Here is a 20,272-nt window from a genome sequence, read left to right as displayed (position 1 = left end):
CTCGGCCTCGCGACCTGCCTGATCACCCACCGGCACGTCCAACGCCTTTGTTAGGACCTCTTAAGGAACTCGCGCAGCTCGTCGCTCGTGACGTAGAACCGGCAGAGCGCGTCGACGTCCGACGGTTGAACCCTGCCGCTGCCCGTCTCCATGCGGTTGACCTTGGAGCCGCTCCAGTCCAGGGCCTGGCCCACTTGGGCGCAGGTCAACGCGCTTTGTTCGCGGAGCTTCTTCAGCTCGATCGACAGACGCCGACGGCGTGCCGTCGGTGAACCGGCCATCTCGATCTCCTCAACCACCTGTCGCGTAACCAGGGTTCAGTCTCATGCCAAGAGGGCTGCTTGCCAATCACACGGAAGTGGGAATCCCGCTGTGCACATTGCATGACGGGATGCGTCGGCTCCATGCTGTACTCCCGTCACGACACAGAGTGAACGGTCGTGACGCTCCGCGGCACGAGGCCCGGAGCGAGACGGACACGTGGGGAGAGTTCGTGAGTCGGTCGGCGCACACGGCGCGTATGGCGTGGGACGTGAAGTTCACCGCCCATCCCGAGGAAGTCGGCACCCTGAGGCGCCTGGTGCGGCACCGCCTGAGCGCCTGGGACCTGGACGAGATCGTCGACACAGCCCAACTGTGCGTCAGTGAACTCGTGTCGAACGTCGTCACGCACGTCGGACCCGGCACCCCTGGCGCGCTCGCTCTTTCACTGGACGGCACGCACCTGCGCATCGAGGTCCACGACCCCGACGCGCGAGCCCTGCCCACCCTTGTCGCCGCGCACGTCGACGCCGAGGGCGGAAGGGGAATGGCACTGGTCGAGGCCCTCACCGACCGCTGGGGCGTCCGGATCCAGGAGGACCGCAAGGTGACGTGGTGCGAGCTGGCCACGGGGCAGGCGCCGCCGGTCGGTCGCTCGGACGATCCGTCGGTGACACGCGCCGAGGCGCTGCTGGACATGTACGCGACGCTGAGGCCGCCGACCTGCCGCTACGAACCCGGGCTCGGCAGGGTGGGCCGGACGGCGGCGGAGGAATCCGTGATCGACGTGATCACGGACTTCCTCCGCTGGCTCCGGGCCCACGGCTGTGACGCCGACGATGCGCTCGACCGCGCACAGAGTCGCTATGAGGCGACCCTGTCGAGCAGTCGGCGGTGACGACTGCTTCAGCCCGCCAAAACCCGTTGGAAGAACCCCACGGCGGGTTCGTCCGGCGTGCCGACCAGCAGTGCGCGGTCCAGCAGGATGTTGTTGTGCTCGCAGCTCGTCTCAGGGAGCATCACGCAGGCGTGACAGGCGGCGAGATTGGTGCCGGTGGCGGACACCTCGGTCTCCATGCAGAGCGGGTCGGAGGAACACCACTCGGCGCGGCGGACGGCCGAGCACACCGTGCGGCCGAGAAGATCCGGTTCGCCCTGGGCGACGAGACCGCCGAGGCTGCCCGCCGAGTCGCTCGTCGCCGTGTAGATGAGTACTCCGGCCATGTCGTCGGCGGCGTACAGGCGCTCGCGCAGGGACGCTGCCGGATACCCCGCCTCCAGGCTCCACTCGGTGACAAGGACGTGGGCCAAGGTGTGCAGCAGCACCATCCGGGGGGTGGCCGGAGACGGGACGGCCCGGCTCGGATCGTCGGCCCGCTGATCCAGCACCCGCTGGTGGGCGGTCCGCATCCGTTCGACCCGGGCCGCCACCGCGAACGTCTTCTCCCAGGTGCCCAGCCGTTCCTCGTCCAGCTGGAGGAAGACTCCCTCGCCGCGAACTTCCATGGCCGGAAGCCAGCGCAGGGGCTTGTCGGAGAGCGGCATCTCCTTCGCGTCGGTCGTCGACTCGGCGTCGACGAGCCGGGTGAACGCCTTGAGCGCGCGCACCTCGCGGAGCTTCTTGACCAGCATCGGGCCGGTGACGCCGAGCGGATCGAGCACGCTCTGGTCGCCCAGTGGCGTCTCGCAGACGAACTGCTCGTCGCGGGAGTGCTCGCTCTCGTCGTTGCCGGAGCGCAGACGCTCGTACTCCTTGTTGCGCAGGGCGCGGTAGCGATGGTCGAAGGTGGCGGGTTCCCCGTCCGAGGGATCCTCCTCGCGTTCCGCGGCGAGCAGCGTCATCACCTCGTCCAGGGAGAGGGGCCACGCTCCCTCGGTGAAGACGGCATCGAGATAGATCTCGACGGCCTCGCGGGTCTCGTACTTCCTGAGCTTCTCCCAGTGGCCGGCCAGCGGATCCTCGCGACTGTTGCTCCACGGCGGGATGGAGAGCGCCGACTTCAGCACCGGTTGCCACACCGACGAGGAACCGCGCTGGAGCGTCCGCAGGGGCAGTCCGCACTCCTGATCCGCAGCGGAGGTGCCGAGCCACGGGCGGTGGCCCCGGCACTTCAGTCCCAGGTCCTTGAGCGCCTTCCTGCGGAAGGAGCCCTCCATCGATACCTCGGGCGCCCGCCCGCAGGTGCAGGAGACGAGGATGGAACGGAGCGAGGAGGTACGTCCGGAGGTGCGCAGCCTGAGTTTCCCCCCGCACTTGCCGACGGTCGTGGAACCGCGGTCGGACGAGCGGTGCACCCACTGCCAGTACGGGAATTCGCCGAGGTGCCCGGCCTCGCAGGCGACGACGAAGCGGGAGGGAACGAGGTCCACCTCGCAGGTGCCGCAGACACTGCGACCGGCGGGCGGATTGAAGTCTCGATGGTGCTGCAGCTCGTTGCACTCGGGACACGAATGCATCAACGGGAACCGGCGGACCCGGAGGCCGTCCTTGCTGGTGTCGTCGGAGGCCGGAGGCAGCCGGAAGTGGTCGACATCGAGAAGTCTGGCCAGCCGTCGTTCGTAGATCCGCGGGGACTCGTCGGGACGCCAGCTCCGATCGGCCTCGTCCAGGCCCGAGACGACGAAGGACTCGTGGTCGACGGCGATGAGTGATCCGACGCCGTACGTGGTGATCGCCTGGGCGCGGCGGATCTCACCGCGTCGCGGAAAGGAGTGGGAGGGCGTGGCGCCGCTCGCTCCGGACCGGCGGCGACGAGGGGGCGGGGTCATCGTGTTCCCTCCATGAACAGGGCGGACTCGGCGTCGACATCGCGCAGACTCCACAGCGTGGGCCACGCCTCGGCGTCCTCGGACTCGTCGTCGAACGCCTTCAGGAGTGCGGGGGCGCGATCACCCCGCTGCGGTTCGAAGAGCAGACGATTGTGGGTGCTCGCTTCATCGCGCCACCACTCGACGAACTCCTCGAAATCGTCGGATACGGCATCGGTCTCGGCCTCGGTGACGGCGCGTACCCGCTTCATCAACAAGGGCTTGACGCGGTTCTGGAGGACGTCCACGTAGGACTCGACGTCGCCGGCGCCCTCATTGGGCCGCGCGGCCGGGATGAGGATGCGTGCGAGGGCGACGATCACCGCGTGCAGGCCCCGTTCGCGGGCGCGAGCGGAGAACGGTGTCACGGAGGTGGACTCGACCTCGCGGTAGAGAGCGGAGTGGAAATGCTGGAAGTTCTCGTAGTGGGAGCGGTCCCGGGCGCGCGTGGAGTTGAGCATGACCGCGACCAGACCGGGGTGGGCGCGGCCGACCCGGCTGGTGGCCTGGATGTACTCGGCGGTCGTCTGCGGCTGACCCATCACGGCCATCAGCCCCAACCTGTCCACGTCGACGCCCACCGCGATCATGTTGGTGGCGAGCAGCACGTCCACGGTGTCCTCGTCGGGAAGCCTCTTCTCGATGCCCTTGAGCCGGGTGGGGATCTCGCTCGCGTCGATCCGGCTCGTCAGCTCCGAGTAGTTGGCGACCGAGCGCACGGGGACGCCCTCACGCTCCGCCAGCAGCTCGAGGTAGGCCACCACGTCGTCGTGGACCTGGAGTTCGGCCGCGGAGAGCAGTCGCAGGCTGTTGAAGTAGCCGACGAGGCTCCAGTAGGCGTCGCGCACCTCGTCCTTGGTCTGCGCCTGCATGGCCCGGTGCAGCAAGGTGGCGTACGTGCGGATGAGCAGGGTGGACTGGCTGGTGCCGGGGGCCAGAAGGCCCACATAGCGGCGGCTCGCCTTCTCCTCGAGCGGCGTCTCCACCGCGAACCACGAGTCACGGGAGTCCAGACCGGCGGGCGGGAACTGCCGAACCCCGCGCGCGAAGAGATGGCGGCCCTGGTCGGCGGCGCGACGGATGGTTGCCGTGGAGGCGATCACTTTGGGACGGCCGGCCAGCGCGTCCACGGCGGTCTCGTACAGGCCGGTGAGAGTCCCCAACGGACCCGAGATCAGATGGAGCTCGTCCTGGACGATGAGCTCGGGAGGAGGCGTGTCGTCGTCGAGGTTGTCCAGGTTGAAGAGTGCGGAGGTCGCCGGACGCCACGGCATCGAGGCGAACTTGTCGACAGTGGCGATCACCAGCGTCGGGCGCGCGTCGTACACCGCCTCGTCGATCAGGTGGACGGGGAGGCCATCGGCGAAGTCGCAGTCCCTGCCGGGGCAGCGGACGAACATCCGCTTGGCGTCCTCGTCGGCCTCGTAGTCCCGGGCGTCGAGGCGCGTTCCGCACCAGGGACAGGCATGCAACTGGACGGGGTTCTCGGTGGCGAGCCGCTTGTCCAGGTTCGCGCGCAGCTCGTCGAGCTTGGCATCCGCCTCGGCCAGCGTGTTGGGGGTGGCCGAGCGGCCCACCCACATGCCGACGGAGAACTCCTCCCGACCCAGCTCCGGCGTCCGACGCCGCATGTTCTCCATGGCGCAGAGCAGGATCGCCGCGCGTTCGAACTGCTGAAGGGTGAGCAGCCGCAGCGTATAGCGCATGATCACGGTCACCCCACCGCCGTCCACGCCGTTGCGGATGCGGCGCAGGAAGGAGGTGAGGGCGATCAGGCCCAGATAGGCCTCCGTCTTGCCACCACCGGTGGGGAACCAGAGCAGGTCGGAGATGTTCCGGTCGTCGTGCTCGGGGTCGTCGATGCCCGCCAGGCAGAGCAGCACGAAGGCGATCTGGAAGGGGCGCCACTTGCCGGCGGCCGGATCGGGGGTGCCGACACGTCCGCCCTTCACCCAGGCGCTGCGGGCGCGCTGGTCGGCCATGGCACGGTTGGCAAGGCGGAAGGCCTTCATCAGGTCCGGCTTCCCGCGCAACAACTCGATGCCCTCTCGGATCCGGCCGAGCGCCTCGCGACAGGCCTCGACCTGGATCTGCGCGGGGTCCCCGTGGGTGCCACCGGCCAGAGCGTCCGCCTCGACCTGCTTTCGGGCGATCCAGTGCTCGTATCCCGTGGCGAGACCCTCCAGGGCGGTCAGCACCTCCGCGTCGGGCTTCTCTGCCAGCCCCAGCATGGACAGCGTCGAGTCGTCGATCTCCGGATTGGAGTCGGTGAGCAGTACCTCCACGCTGGGCACGAAGTCGCTGCGCACCTCGGGGACGCCGGCCTTCTCGGTGTCGGTCACGCCGATGGGCGAGGGGTTCCAGTCCCACGTGGCGGCGCAGCCGTGCCCCACGGCGAAGGTCGGGGCGTGCCGGTGCAGCAGGCGACTGGTGGCGATCTCCGGGTCGTGGGCGACGGACGGGGCAGGGCGTTCGACGAACGCGGTGGAGCCGTTGGCGGCCCGGACCGTCAGGCCGCACTGGAACAGGGAGAAGGCGTCCTGGAGATCCCACTCACCGACCTTCTGGGTGTTGATCAGCGTGACGGTGATCGTGACCGTGCCGGTGGTCGGGTCGGGACGTCGAACGATGACGTGCAACGCGACCTTGCCAGGGATGAGTTCGATGGGTTCGGCGGGAACGGGCGCCCTCACGGCGATGGACCGGTCCGGGATCTCCAGCACCCTGCGCCGCCACCGTTCCCGCTGTTCGGAGGTGGTACGGGCCTCGGCCCGGCGGGCCTCGACGGGCTTGCCCTCGGCGTCGGTGGGTTCGTAGACCGCCGCCCTGGCCGAGACCACGATCGTGTCGCCTATGGTCGGATCGACCGCGAAGGTGAGCCCCATGGTCGAGGGGCGCCTGTCTCCGGATGCCGTGATCTCCTGCGCCGATCCGGGCTCCTCGACGTCCTCACGCAGGAGCACGGGCGGGACGTCCAGGCCGTCCTGTTCCGCGGCGATCTCGACCTTCCGCTCCTTGGACGCCCTCGGATACAGCACGCCGGTCAGGTAGCGGTCGATCGGCGCGTCCTGGGTGAGGACCTCGTCCCGGTCCTCCGGCGCGGCGTCCTCGGCGGGGCCGAAGAGTTCGCGGCGGAGCCCCACGAGCAGTTCCTTGTCCCGCACCAGGTAGTGCTCGGAGTGCCGGCCTGCCACGTGCGTCATGCTCGCTGCTCCTCGTTGTCGTCGGCTCTGCGGAACCGGCCGACGCCGGTGATCCGCGGGACGGTCCAGACACCGCGCTCACCGAGTCCGGCGTTGGCGCCGGCTGCGGTGCTGCCCGTCACGGTCTCCAGGGTGTCGATCCACAGGTCGTGGATCTCGTCGGGCCACCAGGGGTCCCAGGTACGGTTCACCTTCTGCACCTCGAAGAGGGCCTCGCGGAACCTTTGGGAGGCCTCGCCGATCTCCCGCCCGTCGTGCAGGAGGGCGTACGGCGGGCTCTGTGTCTCTCCCATCGGCAGGTCGTGGCGTCGGCGCAGCACCACCTTCTGGCCGGGGCGGACGTGGGCCAGGAGGTATGCCTGGGTGGCGACGGCGTCCATATCGTGACCGGGAGGGTTGTCCCGGCACACGTCGCCCGCTTCGGCGACGATCCCGTACCTGTCGTAGGACCGCCACGATCCGATGTAGCGACGGCCGTCGCGTCGGTGTCCTGCCCTCCTGAAGAGGGGTAGCTCAGGGCGGGGCGCGTGGTACAGGTCCTGGCGGACACGCGTCATCGCCACGTACAGGGCCCGAGCCTCTGCGGGCAGGTCGAGTCCGTCCCCGTACCGCTTGTGCAACTCCGCGACGGTCGGTGGAGCCAGAACGATCACCTGGTCGAACTCCAGGCCTTTGGCCCGGTGTACGGTCGAGACGACGATCCGAGCGGTCTCCGGGTCGGCTGCCTCGTCGGGGAACCGGCCGTCGGCGACCGTGCGTCGCAGCCGGTCCAGGTCGAGCACCCCGCGACCGGGTCCCCGCGCGACCCGGCGCAGCACCGTCCACAGGGCGTCGGCGTTCGGTTCGTAGGGCAGCGGGACGGCTGCGAGGAGGGAGCGGAACCGGTCCTCGGAGAGGCCGGACGCTTCGGTGCCGCGCAGCAGTTCGGCCACCCAGTAGGGCACGGGACGCTCTTCGAGCGGGCGCCGCAGCCGGTGCTCCACGCCGTGTGCGTGCAGCAGGCCGGAGACGACAAGGGCCTCCTGGTTGTCGCGGGTGAGTATCGCGCAGGTGTCGGTGAGGTCCCGCAGACCGTTCAGGGTCAACTCGTTGAAGAGCTCGCCCGTCGCGTTTTTCGGCTCCATGAGGAGGTCGCGCATTTCGTCGTAGAGCGTCGCGGCCTCGTCCGGGTCGGTGAGCTGCTGGAGACGGGGCCCATGCGCAAGCGCGACCTCGGCTTCCTCGGTGCCGGCCCGGAAGTTCCGGGTGAGGCTCAGCTCCACGAGATCGTCGGGGTACGAGCAGCGCAGCCAGTCGAAGAACCTGCCGGTCTCGTCGGCGCGCTCGCCCGGGTCCGCGATCTGGAAGCCGTAGACGGACTGAGCGGCGTCTCCGACGACGGTGAAGCCACAGCTCTCCTGGTACCGGTCGAGGAGCGTCTCGACCAACTCGCGTCGCCCGCCCAGGAGGTCCTGCACCTCGTCGATCACGATGTGTGCGGGTGGGACGGCCTCTCCGACCTCGAGCGCCCCCTTCTCGATCGCGCGGGTGGCGGCCGCTATCCGCTCGTCGAAGCCGACCGTGCCCCACTCGCCGTCCGGCTGCGCCTGGAGGAGCACCTCGTAGGCCCAGGCGTCGAAGGTGCGGGCCCGTACCCTTTGGGCGCGTTCCCCGTGTCGCGAGATCCGCTCGCGCAGCTCACGGGCGGCGGCCCGGGAGAACGTGAGCACCAGGATCTCGGCGGCCTCCAGCGCCTCGTCGGGGTCCTCGTGGCCGCACAGCGCGTCGAGTCGGCGCACCAGGGTGTGCGTCTTGCCCGCGCCTGCTCCGGCGGTGACCAGGACGCGCGCGTCCCAGGGCTGCTCGACCACGGCCCGCTGCTCGTCCGTGAGCGGAGGGCTGTCGAGATAGGCGTCGGTCACTTTCTGCTCCAGAGGTGCTCGAACTGGGTGAAGGCGAGCTTGGTGTCGAAGTTGGCGATGTTGTCGTCGACGTTGAGGATCAGGCAGGTCGGCTTGCCGCCGTTCTTCGGCCCGCGCAGACCACGCCCGATCATCTGCTGGTACACGTTGGTGCTGTAGACCGGGCGGGCCACCACCACGACCCGGGTCGCGGGAGCGTCGAAACCCTGAGTCAGAACACCGTAGTTGGTGAGGACACGGATGCGTCCCGCGCGGAAGTCCTCGATCCGCCGGCGACGGTCCTGTGCGCTGGTGGTGGAGTCCACCGCCGCGGCCCGGATGCCCCGGTCGTTGAGCATGGCCGCCAGATACTTGGCGTGATCCACGGAGGTCGCGAACAGCAGCGTCGGCCAGTCCTTCGGAAGGCCCGCCACCTCGTCGACGATGCGACGGCTGCGCGCGTGGTCGTCGGCGAGCCGCTGCTCGGCGGCACGGGAGAGCATCGCCATGCGCTCGGCGTGCGTCCTCTCGTCCCGGGTCAGCTCGATCCGGCCACCGGTGAGGGTGCGGTGCTCGACCTGGGCGAGCATCCCCCACTCCTGGAGGTCCCGGTAGGCATCGCCGGACGGGAACACGCCGTCGTCGAGCCGCCGGTTGCCGAAGCGTGTGACGAGGCGACGGGTCTCGTCCTCGTTGGTGTTGCGGAACGGGGTGGCCGTCAGGCCGAGCAGGTGTCGTCCGGTCTCGTACTGGGTGAGTCCCAACAGGCCCAGGATCTCGGTGTAGCGCTTGGAGATGGCGGTGTGGGCCTCGTCCACGACGACCAGCGTGGCCTGTCGCAGCCAGGCGTACTGGTCGGTTCCGAGACACCGCTCCAGCTTGGCGTCGGTGGCGACCACCAGATGGGGGTTCTCGACCACGTTCCCCACTTCGTGGCTGCTCCAGAGCCGGCTGATGGTGAGAGGTCGCTCGGCGCCGACCTTGTTCCAGACGAACTTCCAGTTCTGCACCGCCTGTTCGCACAGTTCCTCGGTCTGCGCGATCCACAGCAGCGGACCGACCAGATCGCCGACGCGCTTCACCCAGCGGATCACGGCCTCGGAAGTGACCCGTGTCTTTCCCGCTCCGGTGGGCAGTGACAGCATGGCGCGCTGCGGGGCGAGACGGTCGAGGAGGGTGGTGATGTTGCGGACCAGGTCCTCCTGGTAGTCGTGGAGCCGAGGGAAGTCCCGAGGGCCGTCCACCGTCTCGAAGGCCGGCGGCGTCGGAGTCCTGGAGCCGGCGAAGGCCACCGGCAACCTCAGATCCGACACGAAGGCGACAGCGGCGGACGCACCTCCGTAGGACACCGGGGCGTTCGGGAAGCGGGCCTGAATGTCACGGGCGTGGTGCTGGAGCACACCGTCGCCGTGCGCGTTGAAGGCCATCTGAGCGATCCGGTGACCGGAGGGTTCCGCGCCGTCGGCCGCCTGCAGTTCGGCCTCCATCAGCCCGTCGGGCAGTCCGGCGCGCAGGGCCTCGGCGCCGATCAACGACTCGATCTTGGCGACGACGTCATCGGCGTCGCGGACGGCCTTGAGCGCTGCCTTGGTTTCGCTGTCCCGGGCCATGCGCTCCTGGTGCTCGAGCACCGCCCGGCAACCGGCGGCGCCGAGCCCGAGGCCCAGTTCCCGGTCGATCAGCCGCAGCATCGGCTCGGGAGCCAGGGGCACGCGCACCTTGATCGTGTCGCCCTGGCGTACGGCGTCCAGGGGACGAGCCTTCGTGCCGTTCTCCGTCCGGGTCACCTCTTCCAACTCGACGCACCGCTGGACCACGGTGCTGCGGTCGCCGCTGCTCAGCCGCTGGCGCAGGGCGGGGTACAACTCCACGAGGGCGATCGGATCCCCGTCGACGACCTCGCGGGTCTCCTTGGAGATGGCATCGGCGAAACGCTTCATGGTCCACCTCTCCACCATCAGCTCGGCGTCCTCCGGAGTCGCCACCAGCAGAGCGGGAAGCTGCTCCGCGCGCAGAGCCCGGTACTCGGTGGTGCCGACCGCGACGGTGATCTCCTCGTCGGGGCGGCTGCCCCAGGCGTCCCCAATCCGGCAACGGGTCAGCGAGTCCTCGGGGAACTCTGCGCCGAAGCGGGTCAGCATCACGTAGGTGTTGCCGACGAAGGCGTCGTCCTCGCTTCGCGCCACCTCCGAGAGGAGCGTCTCCCAGCGTTCCGCCGGAACTTCGTCGACCGTGGTCGGCAACCCTAGCTTCCGTGCCTTCTCCGGGGAGATGCCGGCGACCGGGAGGACGTCCCGGTAGTCGGCGAGCTGCGGCCCGACGGCTTCCCGCAGCGGTTTGATCCCTTTGGAGGTCGCTACGGTCCCGTGCTTCTTGAGCATCCAACGGATCGGCGACACCACGGTCCGACGCGTACTGGTCTGGGCGCCGACCTGGCGTGTCCAGTTGTCCACCACGGCCTCGTCCGGAAGCGCCGCCAGGAAGGCCGCGCGGGACTCCGGGGAGAGCAACCGGAAGAAGTGCAGCGGACCACCGATCGGCGACCCCTCCACCTTCATCCTGTTGAGGGCCGGACGGGGGGTGCCGGGGCTCAGGGTGCGCAGCAAGGATGCGTGAACGGCCTCCCGGTACTCCTCGAACCAGGCCTCGCCCTCCGGACGCATCGAGGTCGAGGGCCGCTCCCGCAGGCCGATGTCCCGGAAGAAGGCGAGGTCGTCGGAGTGGAACTTCGTGTCGACGGCGATGTTCGGTTCGCGTTCCGCGTCGACCACGGCACCCGGCAGCATGCAGTCGCGCACCGGGCGGAACCTGCCGTCCGCCGTCCGGACGCGCAGCGTCTCCCGGGCGTCGGGAACGCGCTGGAGGACCGTGTGGGTCAGACGGCGGCCACCGGCCAGGCGGAAGAGGTCCCAGAAGCGCTCCCACTCGGCGTCCGCCCAGCCCGTGAAGCCCTGGTCGAGGACGCTGATGAACCGGCCCTCGGCGTCCGCCTCACGGATGCCGAGGACGTTGAGCGCGGACGCGAGCGCGGGGTCCTGACCGATCTCGCCGACCACGTACTTCAGGGACTCCCGCAGCCCGCCGTCGTCGGAACGACGGAAGACCTGGCCGGGCACGGGGGTGACGAGACCGTGCTCCTCGGTGAGGACGACCTTCGCCTTGCGGGCTTCCTCGGCGTACGGGGACCTGGCCTCGACCATGCCGGCGAGGATGCGGATCGCCGTCGCCGACGCCTCGGCGGTGCCGCAGCCGACCAGTGCCTCCAGCCAGGTCCGTACATCGGCCCGCTTGCATCCGGCCGCCCCGAGGATGTGCTCGACCTTGCCGGCGCGCAACGTGTCGACCTCGGCGTTCGGATGGAGCCAGTCCGACGGGCGGCCCGGGCACTCGTGCCACAGCCGCAACCAACCGGTGCTGCGCTCCTTGTCGAGACGAGGGGGAATCCGCAGTTGGGTCGGTACGCGCAGTACGCCCTCCTGATCGGGCAGCGAGGGGCGGACCGCCGTATGCTTCCAGATCTCCTCGGTGAGGAACGCGTCGGCCCAGCTGATCGCCTCCTTCACCCGACCGGGCAGCAGGGGAAGGTATGCGGCGGGGTCCTGGGCGGGGGCGAGTCGCGGAAGGGAGTCGACCACCAACGTGGCCGAGACCCGGATCATCTCCTCGTTGAACGCCGAGGAGTCGAGCAGATTCTGCCGGTCCTCGTTGGTCTTCCAGGCGCCGTTGAGGATGCCGCTCAAGGACATCTCGTACTTGGTGGGGAAGAAGGACCAGAAGCGGCCCCGCCCCCGCGCCTGCGGGCTCACCCGGAGTCCGCTCTTCGGGTCCTGCTCCAGGTCGGGGACGGCCCACGCCAGGTCGAGCGTGAGCCGGTCGTGCAGCTCGCCGGCGTCATCGCGTGCGGCCGGACCGGGTTCGTGCGTGGTGGAGAAGACACGCCACCGGGCGGTCGTGGGCGTCCGTCCCGTCCGCTCCTCGAACACGGTGTGCAGATCGCCGGACTGCTCGGTGGTCAGCACCCGGCGGACGGGCGGACGGGGCCGGCGGTCCTCGAGGACCACCTTCGCCACGTGCGGCGACAAGAGTTGGAAGCCGAGCGGAAACTCCTCCCGGGACGATTCGCCCGCCCGCCCGCCGTACATGTCGAGCGCCAACCTGCCGGCGGCGTCGTCCAGCAGTGGCAGACGGACGACCGTGGTGGCCCAGCCCAACAACTCGTCGAGAACGGGGTCCTGGGCACGCTCGGCAGCGGCGTCGAGAGGGCGCGCCATGCGGAGGACCGGCGCCTCGAACTCCTCACCCAGACGCTGCCGTACGCCGGGGACCGACCGGATCTTCTCGCGTGCCCATTCGCGATCGAAACCGAAGGACCCGGAACTGCTAAAGAACTGCGGGGCGTCGGTGACCACCAGCACGGACTTCACACCCACGCCGAAACGGCCGATCTGGCCACCTCTCTTGCGCGACATGCTCATTCGGAGAATGGTCTCCGCGCCCTCGGGGGTCACCGGGTCCCCTTCGTTGGCGCAGTAGAGGTGAGTATCGGTGAGGACGACCTGAATGCGTCCCCCGGGCTGCGCGGCGATTTCGTCCGCGGCGTTCTGTACGAGTTCGAAGAGTTGGCGATCCCCGTAGCCGCCCTGCGTGATACGACGCTCGCCGTTGGCGTGCTCCGGAATGAGACCGGGATCGACCTCATACGTCCGTAGGACACGAGAAGACTGTTCGAGAACGGTACGGACAACGTGCGAGGAGTGAGCGGACATTGCTATCTCGATTCTCGTGCGAGGTCAATGGCCTGAGAGACGGGCGAGCGGATCGGGCCAGGACGTTGCAATCCGCCAGACCTGCGATGACGCACGGCCAGCGGGTCAGTCGTCGTCGATCTCGAAGTTGGCCGCGGCGGTCGGATCGAGGGATCCGGGAAGGCCGCGGAAGAGTTCGCGGGCGTGCTCGATCGATAAGCCGTACCAGGTGAGGATCTGTTTACGTTCCGTGATCGAACCGGCCATGAAGAGGGCCAAGTAAATGGAATCCATTTCGCGCATGGAGTACGGGGGCGTGTCGTGCGGGGGTTCCGTCTCCCCGGGAGGGTCTTCCATAGCTGTTTCGGTTCCTCCGGTCGTGTGAGGATCCCCGTACCATGAGCGCGTTCGGGGGTGAGCGAGTGGAATTGGATACACCTCACCCCTTGTCGCAGGGGTGTCGTTCCGAGCGAGGCGGACAGCGCCGCCGTCAGGATCCTAGAGGATTCACTCGATCGTGTCACTCCCAATCCCGGGCCAATTTGCGGGAGTTGGGGATTCCGCTTTGCGGGACGTTCCCGAACGTGAACTGCATCCCGGGGTGCAACTCGTTGGATTCCTCGGTGTTCCGGACCTAATGGGCAAAGTGGACAGGTGAACTGACGGTCGGAGCGGTCGGTGCTCCGTCAAGCGGCAGTTGACGCTTGTCGCCGTGTCAAATTAGCCTGTCCGGAACCCTGGGCACAACGACAACGGCGAAGAGCGGGAGGCCAGATGGAGGCCGGTGAGGAGTTCGGGCCCTGGTTGGCCCGTCAGCTCAAGATCGCGGGTATGACGCAGGCGGAGCTGGCGGAAGAGCTGGGGCTGACCCGAGCCGCTGTCTCGGCGTGGATCACCAAGCGTTCGGTCCCGCGTCCGACCGTCATGGGCGAGATCGCCAGGGCGCTGGGCACGGACCTGGGCACCATTCACACCCGCACCACCGACACGCAGGCCGGTCTGCCCGTCACCTGGTACCACCGCCCCGGCTACCGGGACGGCGGGCGGGACGGCGGGAACGCCGCCGCGTTCGCCTTCGACGCGGACGTCCAGGTGCTCGCGCGGGAGACCTGCCAGAACAGTCTCGACGAGCGCCTCGTGGAGAACGGGCGCCCGGTCCGCGTGCGCTACACGATCCACGAACTGACCGGCGAGCCTCTGGAGGCGTTCCGCGCCGCGATCCTCTGGGACGAACTCCAACCCCACTACCTGGCAGTCTCGGAGACAGCCGCCGATCAGAAGGTCGGACGAGTCGTGGACGCCGGAGTGCGCGACATGTTCGAGAAGGGCCGCCTGATCCTTCTGCGCGTCGACGACTACAACGCCTCGGGGCTCACTGGTGACGACTACGATGACGGCAAGTTCGCGGCCGTGGTCCGCCGGCAGTTGGAGAGTCTCAAGTCGGGTAGCAGCGCCGGCGGTTCGTACGGCCTCGGCAAAGCGACCCTCTGGGCGACCAGCGCACTCGGCATGGTCCTGATCAATTCCACGCTCTCCGTCCCCCACGAGGGCCGCACCGAACGCCGTGTCATCGGACGACTCGAACTCCCGTGGCGCTCCGTCGAGGGCCGCGAGTGCGCGGGCCCCGCCTGGTTGGGGCGCCCCGACCCCGAGACGCCCGGCGCGGAGGTGGTCCGTTCGTGGTGGGCGGACACGGAGACGGTCGAACGACTCCACCTCGCCCGCGACAGCGACGAGCCGGGAACGTCCTTCCTCATCGTCGGCGCCCACGACGTGGCGAGTCTCGCGTCGGACAAGGCCGACTCGGTCATCGACGAGGACGAGAACGGTGGCAGCGAGGACGACGGGACTCGTGACATCACCGTCATGCACCGTCGCCTCGTCGAGGCGCTGGGCCGGGACTTCTGGGCGGCCATGACCGGCGGGGGCAGCAGACTCCCCTTGCTGGAGACGTCCGTACGGACACTGCGCAATGGCGAGGTCGTCATCCCGGAGGAAAAGGTCGACCCCGGCGTCACGCAGCCCTCACGTACTCGGGCGTTGCGAGCCTTCTACGAGGGGACGACCGTTGACCGGCTCACTCAGGCCGGCCAGGTGGCGCTCCGCAACGTTCCGCTTCGGCTGCCCCTCACCGGAGGACGCCGGGGCACGCTCGGTATCCACCAGGGGGTGTTGCTGGTCACGGAGGCGGAGGACAGGGACGGTGTGCCGAATCAGGTGCACTCGTTGCGCGGCAACCGCATGACCGTCAGGAAGGCCGGCGTCAGTGGGTTGCCTCTGGGCGTCAACACCTTCCAAGCGGTTCTCCTGGTCGGACAGGCCGCAGGCGACTCGGCACCCTTCGCGGTGGAGGCGGAGGAGTTCCTGCGCGCCGCCGAACCACCCGAGCACGACCGCTGGGGCCAGACCGAGGAGCTGACCCTTCGGTGGTCGCACAGTGCGCACTATCGGATCTCCAGGTTGACCACCGAGGTCAACGCGGCGGTGAAGGAGTTGGTGGTCCGGCCGAAGAGCGCCGGGTCGCAGGAGAACGCCAAGCTGCGCAAGAAACTCACCGTGCAACGCAAGACCTCCGCTCCCAAGCGAGCCTCCGGCCCGACGCTGCCGGAGCTGGACGGGCTGACCGCCGAGATCGGGGCCGCCGGGGAGTGGAGGATCACCGCCGAGGTGAAACTGCCGCGCGCCGACGAACTGCCCGCGATGAGCCCGGTGGTCCTGCTGGACGTCCGATCCGGCAGCCGGCCGAAGCTCGACTGGGCCGAGTTGGTCGCCGTGGACGGATGCGAAGTCGAGGGCGGAGCGCTCCGCTTCGCACCGCACGCCCGCCGAGCCGTCTTCAAGGGCTTCACCGACGTCACCAGCCATCCGGTACGCAGCGAATTCACGCGGCTCGTTCTGGAACTCCGTGCCGGCGCGCAGGGGAGTGAGGCATGAAGTTCTACCCGTACAAGCGACTCAACCGTCCGATCGCCCTACGGGTGATGTCGGCGACGCTCAAGCTGCCCGACGGCACCTTCGACCCCTTGGACACCTCCGCCTATTCCGTTCCGCAGCGGACCGTGGCTCTGGGTGTGGCCCAGCACGAGGACTGGATCTCGGCCAGGATCGGCCTCTCCGCCACCCTGCCCCCCGGCGCCACCGACGCGGACGCCCCGTGGAGCGGTCTGCGAGTCCTGGCGGTGCTGACCGACGGGGACACCAATCTCCGAACCACCGTGGAGCTGCGGCAGGACGCTCCGGACAGCAAGGAGTGGTCGGGTCAGATCGAGGTGCTTCGGGACGACCACGCGGGACGTGCGAGTCTCGCCGCCTACGCAGTCGCCACGGTCGACGGCGTGGAAGGGCGGTCGATCACCGAGACCGATGCGGACTGGACCGTCGACGTGGTGTCCGAAGAGCCGCTGGGCGGCCTGCGGCTCGACGTGAAGCAGGCCGGCTTCTCCAAGAGCGCGAGGGAGTGGCTGCGTCCCTACGCCGACGTGCCCTGGGTGATCGACACCTCGGGTCGACTGCCACTGGTGATGATCAATACGGACGTCGAGGGGTTCTCGGACCTCCTGGGCGGCAATGGTGGGGGGATCGAGAACAAGATTCACGAACTCCTGCTCTCCCAGATGGCCACGGATGTCTGGACTGCGGTGTTCCACAGTGCCGTGGGCGATCTGGAGGTCGAACCGGACGGCTCGCCGGTCTTCCCCACCGACTGGAGGGGCGAGGTTCTGCGGGAGATGCTCCCCGACGTGGCCCCGGGGCTGCACGTCGAGGAGGCACTGCGCCGGGTCCATCGACGGCGGACCGACGACACGGGCTGGGTGGAGTTGCAGACCCGGATCCACTATGCCGCCGTACGTCGCGCGGGTGCGAGCAAGGCGGTCGCCAACGCCCTGCGCGCCTTGCAGCAGATGAACCGAGAGGACAGCGAGTGATCGAGAGGCCCCATCACGTTCCCGAGCGGCTCGGTCTGTTGTCCGGAGCCGCCGCCGACCCCTTCCTCACCGAGGACCTCCTCAGGGGGGTGCAGGGACACGGCGGTGTCGACCTGGCCAAGGTCGTCGAGCCCTTGCCGGAGGACGACGCCAGGTGGGCGGTGGAGCCGCTGAGGGACCTGGTGGACGACGCGATGTTCCAGTTCAAGGAGAACCGGACGGATGCCGACGGCTGGTTGGCGCCCCGATTGCACGCGACGCTCCGTCTCACCCGGCGGGAAGCCGCGGACAAGAGGATCTGGAACCACATCGCGCTGGCCGTCGCGCCGGACTATGTGGCCTGGAGACACCTCCCGACGGCTTCGGAGGGGAAGGTTCCGCGCATCAACCCGGTCCGGTTCATGGGTGCTCCGGACCGCCAGTGCTTCTCCCGGTTGTGGTGGGCGGCGGAGATGTTCCGCAACGGCGCCGACTACACGCCGGTGGTGAGGGCCTGCTCCAACCAGGACCTCATTCACAACTCCCTGCGCGTGAGCCTGGTGGACCACAGGCCCACCGCTCAGGCCCTGGTGCGGATCCTGGAACGAGGCACCGCCACCACCGGGCGGGAGATCAACGGGCTGATCACGGCGATCAACACCGCCGGCGCCACCGTGATCTACGACGCGTTCGCCGAGGACGAGCCACGCGACCCCTGGGCGCTGCGCCAGTGGATCACGGATGCCGAGTCCGCGCCGCCCGTGCCCCGGCACGTTCTGCCCACCGGGCCCGATGAGGAACCCGTCCGGGAGGATTCGGTGGCGAAGCTCACCGAGTACTTCGCCGACCTCTTCGAGACGGCACCGGTCAGGGGACGGACACCGTAGGGCGGAGAGAAGGGGTCACTTGCCGGTGAGCGGGTGCCCCTCCCACTCACCGTGCTCGCGCACCTTCGCCGGCTCGCCGGGCCGCCAGGCCTCCAGATCCGCGACGGCCTGCTCCAGCCTGGCGCGCGCCTGCTCGTCCGACAGTTCGGGCTCGAGGACGTGCCGCAGCACGTGCAGGGCGAGCAGGGGCGGCACGGCGTTGCCGATCTGCTGAGGCTGGTCCTTGCCGCTCCAGGGGTATGCGACGGGGAAAGTCTGGAGCACTCCGGCCTCCGCGAAGGTGAACCGGGCGCACTCTTCCGGGAGGTCCTCTTTCGTGTCCTTGTGAACCAGCCGGTTCCGAGACACTTTCCCGGTGATCGTCGCGGACGGTGCGTCATGGTCGCGTTCGCCGCGCGCGCCGGGGTCGCCGCCGGTCCCGTAGTTCGAGACGACGGTGAAAGCGGGGCGGTCCGGCAGATCGGGCGCGATGCTCCGTGCCTTCTTGAGAGCCGTCTCCATGGACACCCATGACTTCTTCGGCGTCCTGTCGACGGCCGTCTCCTCCGGGTCCCAGAAGAGGGCGCCCGTCTCCTTCGACGTCCGGGTGAGAATTGGGCGAGGACGGTAGCGCTCATGAGTCTCGGCCACCTCGGGGATCTCGGTCCCACCGAGCCGGGCCATGAGCACCGCGCGCTTGCGGGTCTGCGGTACCCCGAACGCCTCGGTGAACATCAGCTGCGTCCTCGTGCGGTAGCCGAGAGTGGCGAGCACTTCGGTGTACTTCTCCCACACCGGCATGACAGCCGGGACCTGCTCCAGGATCACGGCCTCGAAAGGCTCCAGCCCTGGGCGTCGGCACCGCTCGATCACCCACCACAGCGGTTGGAGGACCAGCCCCGTCCGCTCGTCGCCCAGCTTTTCGAGGTCGGCCTTCATGCTCTTCAGCGCGGTTCCCAGGGAGCTGTACTGCGCGACCAGGTCGTTGAGGTCCGCGTCCTCGGGAGCGAGATCCCTCGAGGCCCTGAGTGCCTTCAGGACGCGATCAATCCTCTCCTGCGAACTGCCATCCTCCTGGAGGCTCTTCCTGATGGCCTTGCGTTCCACCGCACGGAGAGCGTCGACCTCGCGCTTCTCGGCCTTGATCCGCTCGGCCTCGGCCGCCTTTTCCCCGAGCTCCTCGGTGATCTCCCGCCAGGTGCGGGAGACGTCCTCCCACTTCGCCTCGGCCCCGCTCACGACGGCATGCAGGCGCTCGATGTACCCGAGGACGTCGTCCAGTGCTCTGCGACCTGCACCGCGACCCGCCACGGTGAAGGTCTGACAGGGAGGTCCCCCCGTCAGCACTTGCGCGTGGGGAAAGTGCGATGCGCTGTACTTCCTCACGTCGCCGTGGAAGGTGTCCATCCCGGCGGCCTCGCGGGTGGCGCATGCGTCGTCGTCCCACTCGATGCCGGTGACCTGATACCCCAGGACATCAGCTGCCACATCCAGCCCGCCCGGCCCCGCGAAGAGGTCCAAGATGCGGAAACCCGCAGGTGGGGGCGGTGCGTTCTCGATGTGACTCATGGGCTTGAAGTGTAGCCGGCGATCGGGGGTGCCGTTCCCCCCATTGCCTGTGCTCCTACGGGCGACCGCAGCGCGGTCGAGATGGCCCTGCCGAGCGCTCTGCCCACGGGCGGAGGAGTCGCGTGTCCGATCTGTCGGTAACGAGCCGTCTTCTGTCCTGTGATCTGCCATTCCGGTGGGAACGCCTGGAGTACGGCTGCCTGGTCCACCGTGATCTTCAACATCTCGGAGACGTCGTTCGAACGCGGCCACACGTAGTCCGGCCCCGGCACTTCGTCGGCGAACGCACCGGCGTTCACCCCCATCCGCGCCCAGGCCCGCTTCGTACCGGTCGGACCCAGGTCCGGCCCGCCTCGGTTGTCCGAGCCACCGACGACGGTCGGCGCCACGGATCGTGCCTGGTCCGCCCAGGCATCGGCCTCGGACCAACCTCTGGCGCCCATCGAGCGGCGCAGCGCCCGACCGGCCGAGACATGTTCACTCACCGTCGGTGGCGGCGGAACGAAGGCGTGGAACCACGGTTCCCTGAGTGCCACGAGAACTCCCTGCAGCCGCTCCTGCGGGACGCCGAAGTCGGCCGCGTTCAGCACGAACCAGTGGGAGCCGTAGCCGAGGTGCGTCAACTCGTCCTCGATGAACGACCGGACGTCCGCGTACACGGGCGAGTCCACGAGGGCGGGCAGGTTCTCCAGGAGCAGGGCACGTGGCTGGACAGCGTGGACGAGGTAGACCGCGGCCTTGAGCAGCCGCAGTTCCGGCTCGCTGGTCCCGCGTCCCACCGCTGCCGAAGCCTTCACCCGGGGAAGACCCGCCGAGAGCAGGTCGACGTCCAAAACCTCCGGGTGCTCCTCCGGAAGAAAGTCGATCAGGTCTTCGCAGACGACATTCCACTGCGGCCGATTGGCCAGCAACGTTTCGCACGCCAGACTCTTGTTGTCGAGCAGCAGCACCGGTGAGAAGCCGGCGCTCTCCAGCCCTGATGCCAGACCGCCCGCGCCCGCGCAGACGTCCGCGAAAGCCAACTGGTCGGTCATA

At 68.8% G+C, this 20,272-nt stretch carries 11 protein-coding genes and 1 pseudogene; 4 read left to right on the top strand and 8 right to left on the bottom strand.

The window, feature by feature from the left end; translation table 11 throughout:
• Positions 1–59 precede the first annotated feature (59 nt).
• Positions 60–281, bottom strand: a pseudogene (locus IE118_RS05260) (helix-turn-helix domain-containing protein); the annotation flags it as partial.
• Positions 282–520: 239 nt separating this feature from the next.
• On the opposite strand from IE118_RS05260, the gene IE118_RS05255 reads away from it, so the two are divergent.
• A complete protein-coding gene (locus IE118_RS05255; protein WP_189556031.1) occupies positions 521–1,159 on the top strand; it encodes an ATP-binding protein in 639 nt (212 codons plus the stop codon).
• A gap of 8 nt (positions 1,160–1,167) precedes the next feature.
• Here the strand turns inward: IE118_RS05255 and drmB are convergent, their stop codons facing one another.
• The 5 genes from drmB to IE118_RS05230 form a co-directional block, all read right to left on the bottom strand.
• On the bottom strand, positions 1,168–3,030 hold the full coding sequence (gene drmB / locus IE118_RS05250) for an MrfA Zn-binding domain-containing protein (RefSeq protein WP_189556030.1): 1,863 nt from the start codon (positions 3,028–3,030) through the stop codon (positions 1,168–1,170).
• On the bottom strand, positions 3,027–6,272 hold the full coding sequence (locus tag IE118_RS05245) for a helicase-related protein (RefSeq protein ID WP_189556029.1): 3,246 nt from the start codon (positions 6,270–6,272) through the stop codon (positions 3,027–3,029). Before IE118_RS05245 ends, drmB begins: the two co-directional genes overlap by 4 nt.
• Entirely contained in the window at positions 6,269–8,173 is a 1,905-nt protein-coding gene (locus IE118_RS05240) for a UvrD-helicase domain-containing protein (protein ID WP_189556028.1), read from the bottom strand. The genes IE118_RS05245 and IE118_RS05240 overlap by 4 nt, the downstream gene beginning before the upstream one ends.
• A complete protein-coding gene (locus IE118_RS05235; protein WP_189556027.1) occupies positions 8,170–12,918 on the bottom strand; it encodes a DEAD/DEAH box helicase in 4,749 nt (1,582 codons plus the stop codon). Before IE118_RS05235 ends, IE118_RS05240 begins: the two co-directional genes overlap by 4 nt.
• A 105-nt stretch (positions 12,919–13,023) precedes the next feature.
• On the bottom strand, positions 13,024–13,191 hold the full coding sequence (locus tag IE118_RS05230; protein ID WP_189556026.1) for a hypothetical protein: 168 nt from the start codon (positions 13,189–13,191) through the stop codon (positions 13,024–13,026).
• A gap of 480 nt (positions 13,192–13,671) precedes the next feature.
• Between IE118_RS05230 and IE118_RS05225 the strand changes: the two genes are divergently transcribed.
• Genes IE118_RS05225 through IE118_RS05215 form a run of 3 tightly spaced genes read left to right on the top strand, consistent with a single transcriptional unit; the run spans position 13,672 to position 17,689 of the window.
• On the top strand, positions 13,672–15,831 hold the full coding sequence (locus IE118_RS05225; RefSeq protein WP_189556025.1) for a helix-turn-helix transcriptional regulator: 2,160 nt from the start codon (positions 13,672–13,674) through the stop codon (positions 15,829–15,831).
• The gene (locus IE118_RS05220) at positions 15,828–16,823 is read left to right on the top strand and encodes a hypothetical protein (protein WP_189556024.1); all 996 of its coding nucleotides are present in this window, start codon (positions 15,828–15,830) and stop codon (positions 16,821–16,823) included. Before IE118_RS05225 ends, IE118_RS05220 begins: the two co-directional genes overlap by 4 nt.
• Positions 16,820–17,689 carry a DUF6339 family protein gene (locus tag IE118_RS05215; protein WP_189556023.1) on the top strand — a complete coding sequence of 290 codons (870 nt, stop codon included), beginning with the start codon at positions 16,820–16,822 and terminating at the stop codon, positions 17,687–17,689. Before IE118_RS05220 ends, IE118_RS05215 begins: the two co-directional genes overlap by 4 nt.
• A 15-nt stretch (positions 17,690–17,704) precedes the next feature.
• On the opposite strand, the gene IE118_RS05210 is transcribed toward IE118_RS05215, so the two are convergent.
• Positions 17,705–19,237: a DNA cytosine methyltransferase gene (locus tag IE118_RS05210; RefSeq protein ID WP_229846661.1), complete on the bottom strand. Its 1,533-nt coding sequence runs from the start codon at positions 19,235–19,237 to the stop codon at positions 17,705–17,707.
• Positions 19,234–20,271 (bottom strand): DNA cytosine methyltransferase, encoded by a 1,038-nt coding sequence (locus IE118_RS05205; protein ID WP_189556022.1) that lies wholly within the window; start codon positions 20,269–20,271, stop codon positions 19,234–19,236. Before IE118_RS05205 ends, IE118_RS05210 begins: the two co-directional genes overlap by 4 nt.
• Between the last annotated feature and the right edge of the window lies 1 nt (position 20,272).

It is taken from the genome of Streptomyces pilosus (genome assembly GCF_014649835.1).
GTDB lineage: Bacteria > Actinomycetota > Actinomycetes > Streptomycetales > Streptomycetaceae > Streptomyces > Streptomyces pilosus.
This window is presented reverse-complemented; position numbering and strand designations above follow the sequence as displayed.

Excerpts from the sequence above, each read along its gene's own strand:
- IE118_RS05255 (WP_189556031.1), top strand. The coding sequence starts at position 521 with ATGGCGTGGGACGTGAAGTTCACCGCCCATCCCGAGGAAGTCGGCACC.
- drmB (WP_189556030.1), bottom strand. The coding sequence starts at position 3,030 with ATGACCCCGCCCCCTCGTCGCCGCCGGTCCGGAGCGAGCGGCGCCACG.
- IE118_RS05245 (WP_189556029.1), bottom strand. The coding sequence starts at position 6,272 with ATGACGCACGTGGCAGGCCGGCACTCCGAGCACTACCTGGTGCGGGAC.
- IE118_RS05235 (WP_189556027.1), bottom strand. The coding sequence starts at position 12,918 with ATGTCCGCTCACTCCTCGCACGTTGTCCGTACCGTTCTCGAACAGTCT.
- IE118_RS05230 (WP_189556026.1), bottom strand. The coding sequence starts at position 13,191 with ATGGATTCCATTTACTTGGCCCTCTTCATGGCCGGTTCGATCACGGAA.
- IE118_RS05225 (WP_189556025.1), top strand. The coding sequence starts at position 13,672 with ATGGAGGCCGGTGAGGAGTTCGGGCCCTGGTTGGCCCGTCAGCTCAAG.
- IE118_RS05220 (WP_189556024.1), top strand. The coding sequence starts at position 15,828 with ATGAAGTTCTACCCGTACAAGCGACTCAACCGTCCGATCGCCCTACGG.
- IE118_RS05210 (WP_229846661.1), bottom strand. The coding sequence starts at position 19,237 with ATGAGTCACATCGAGAACGCACCGCCCCCACCTGCGGGTTTCCGCATC.
- IE118_RS05205 (WP_189556022.1), bottom strand. The coding sequence starts at position 20,271 with ATGACCGACCAGTTGGCTTTCGCGGACGTCTGCGCGGGCGCGGGCGGT.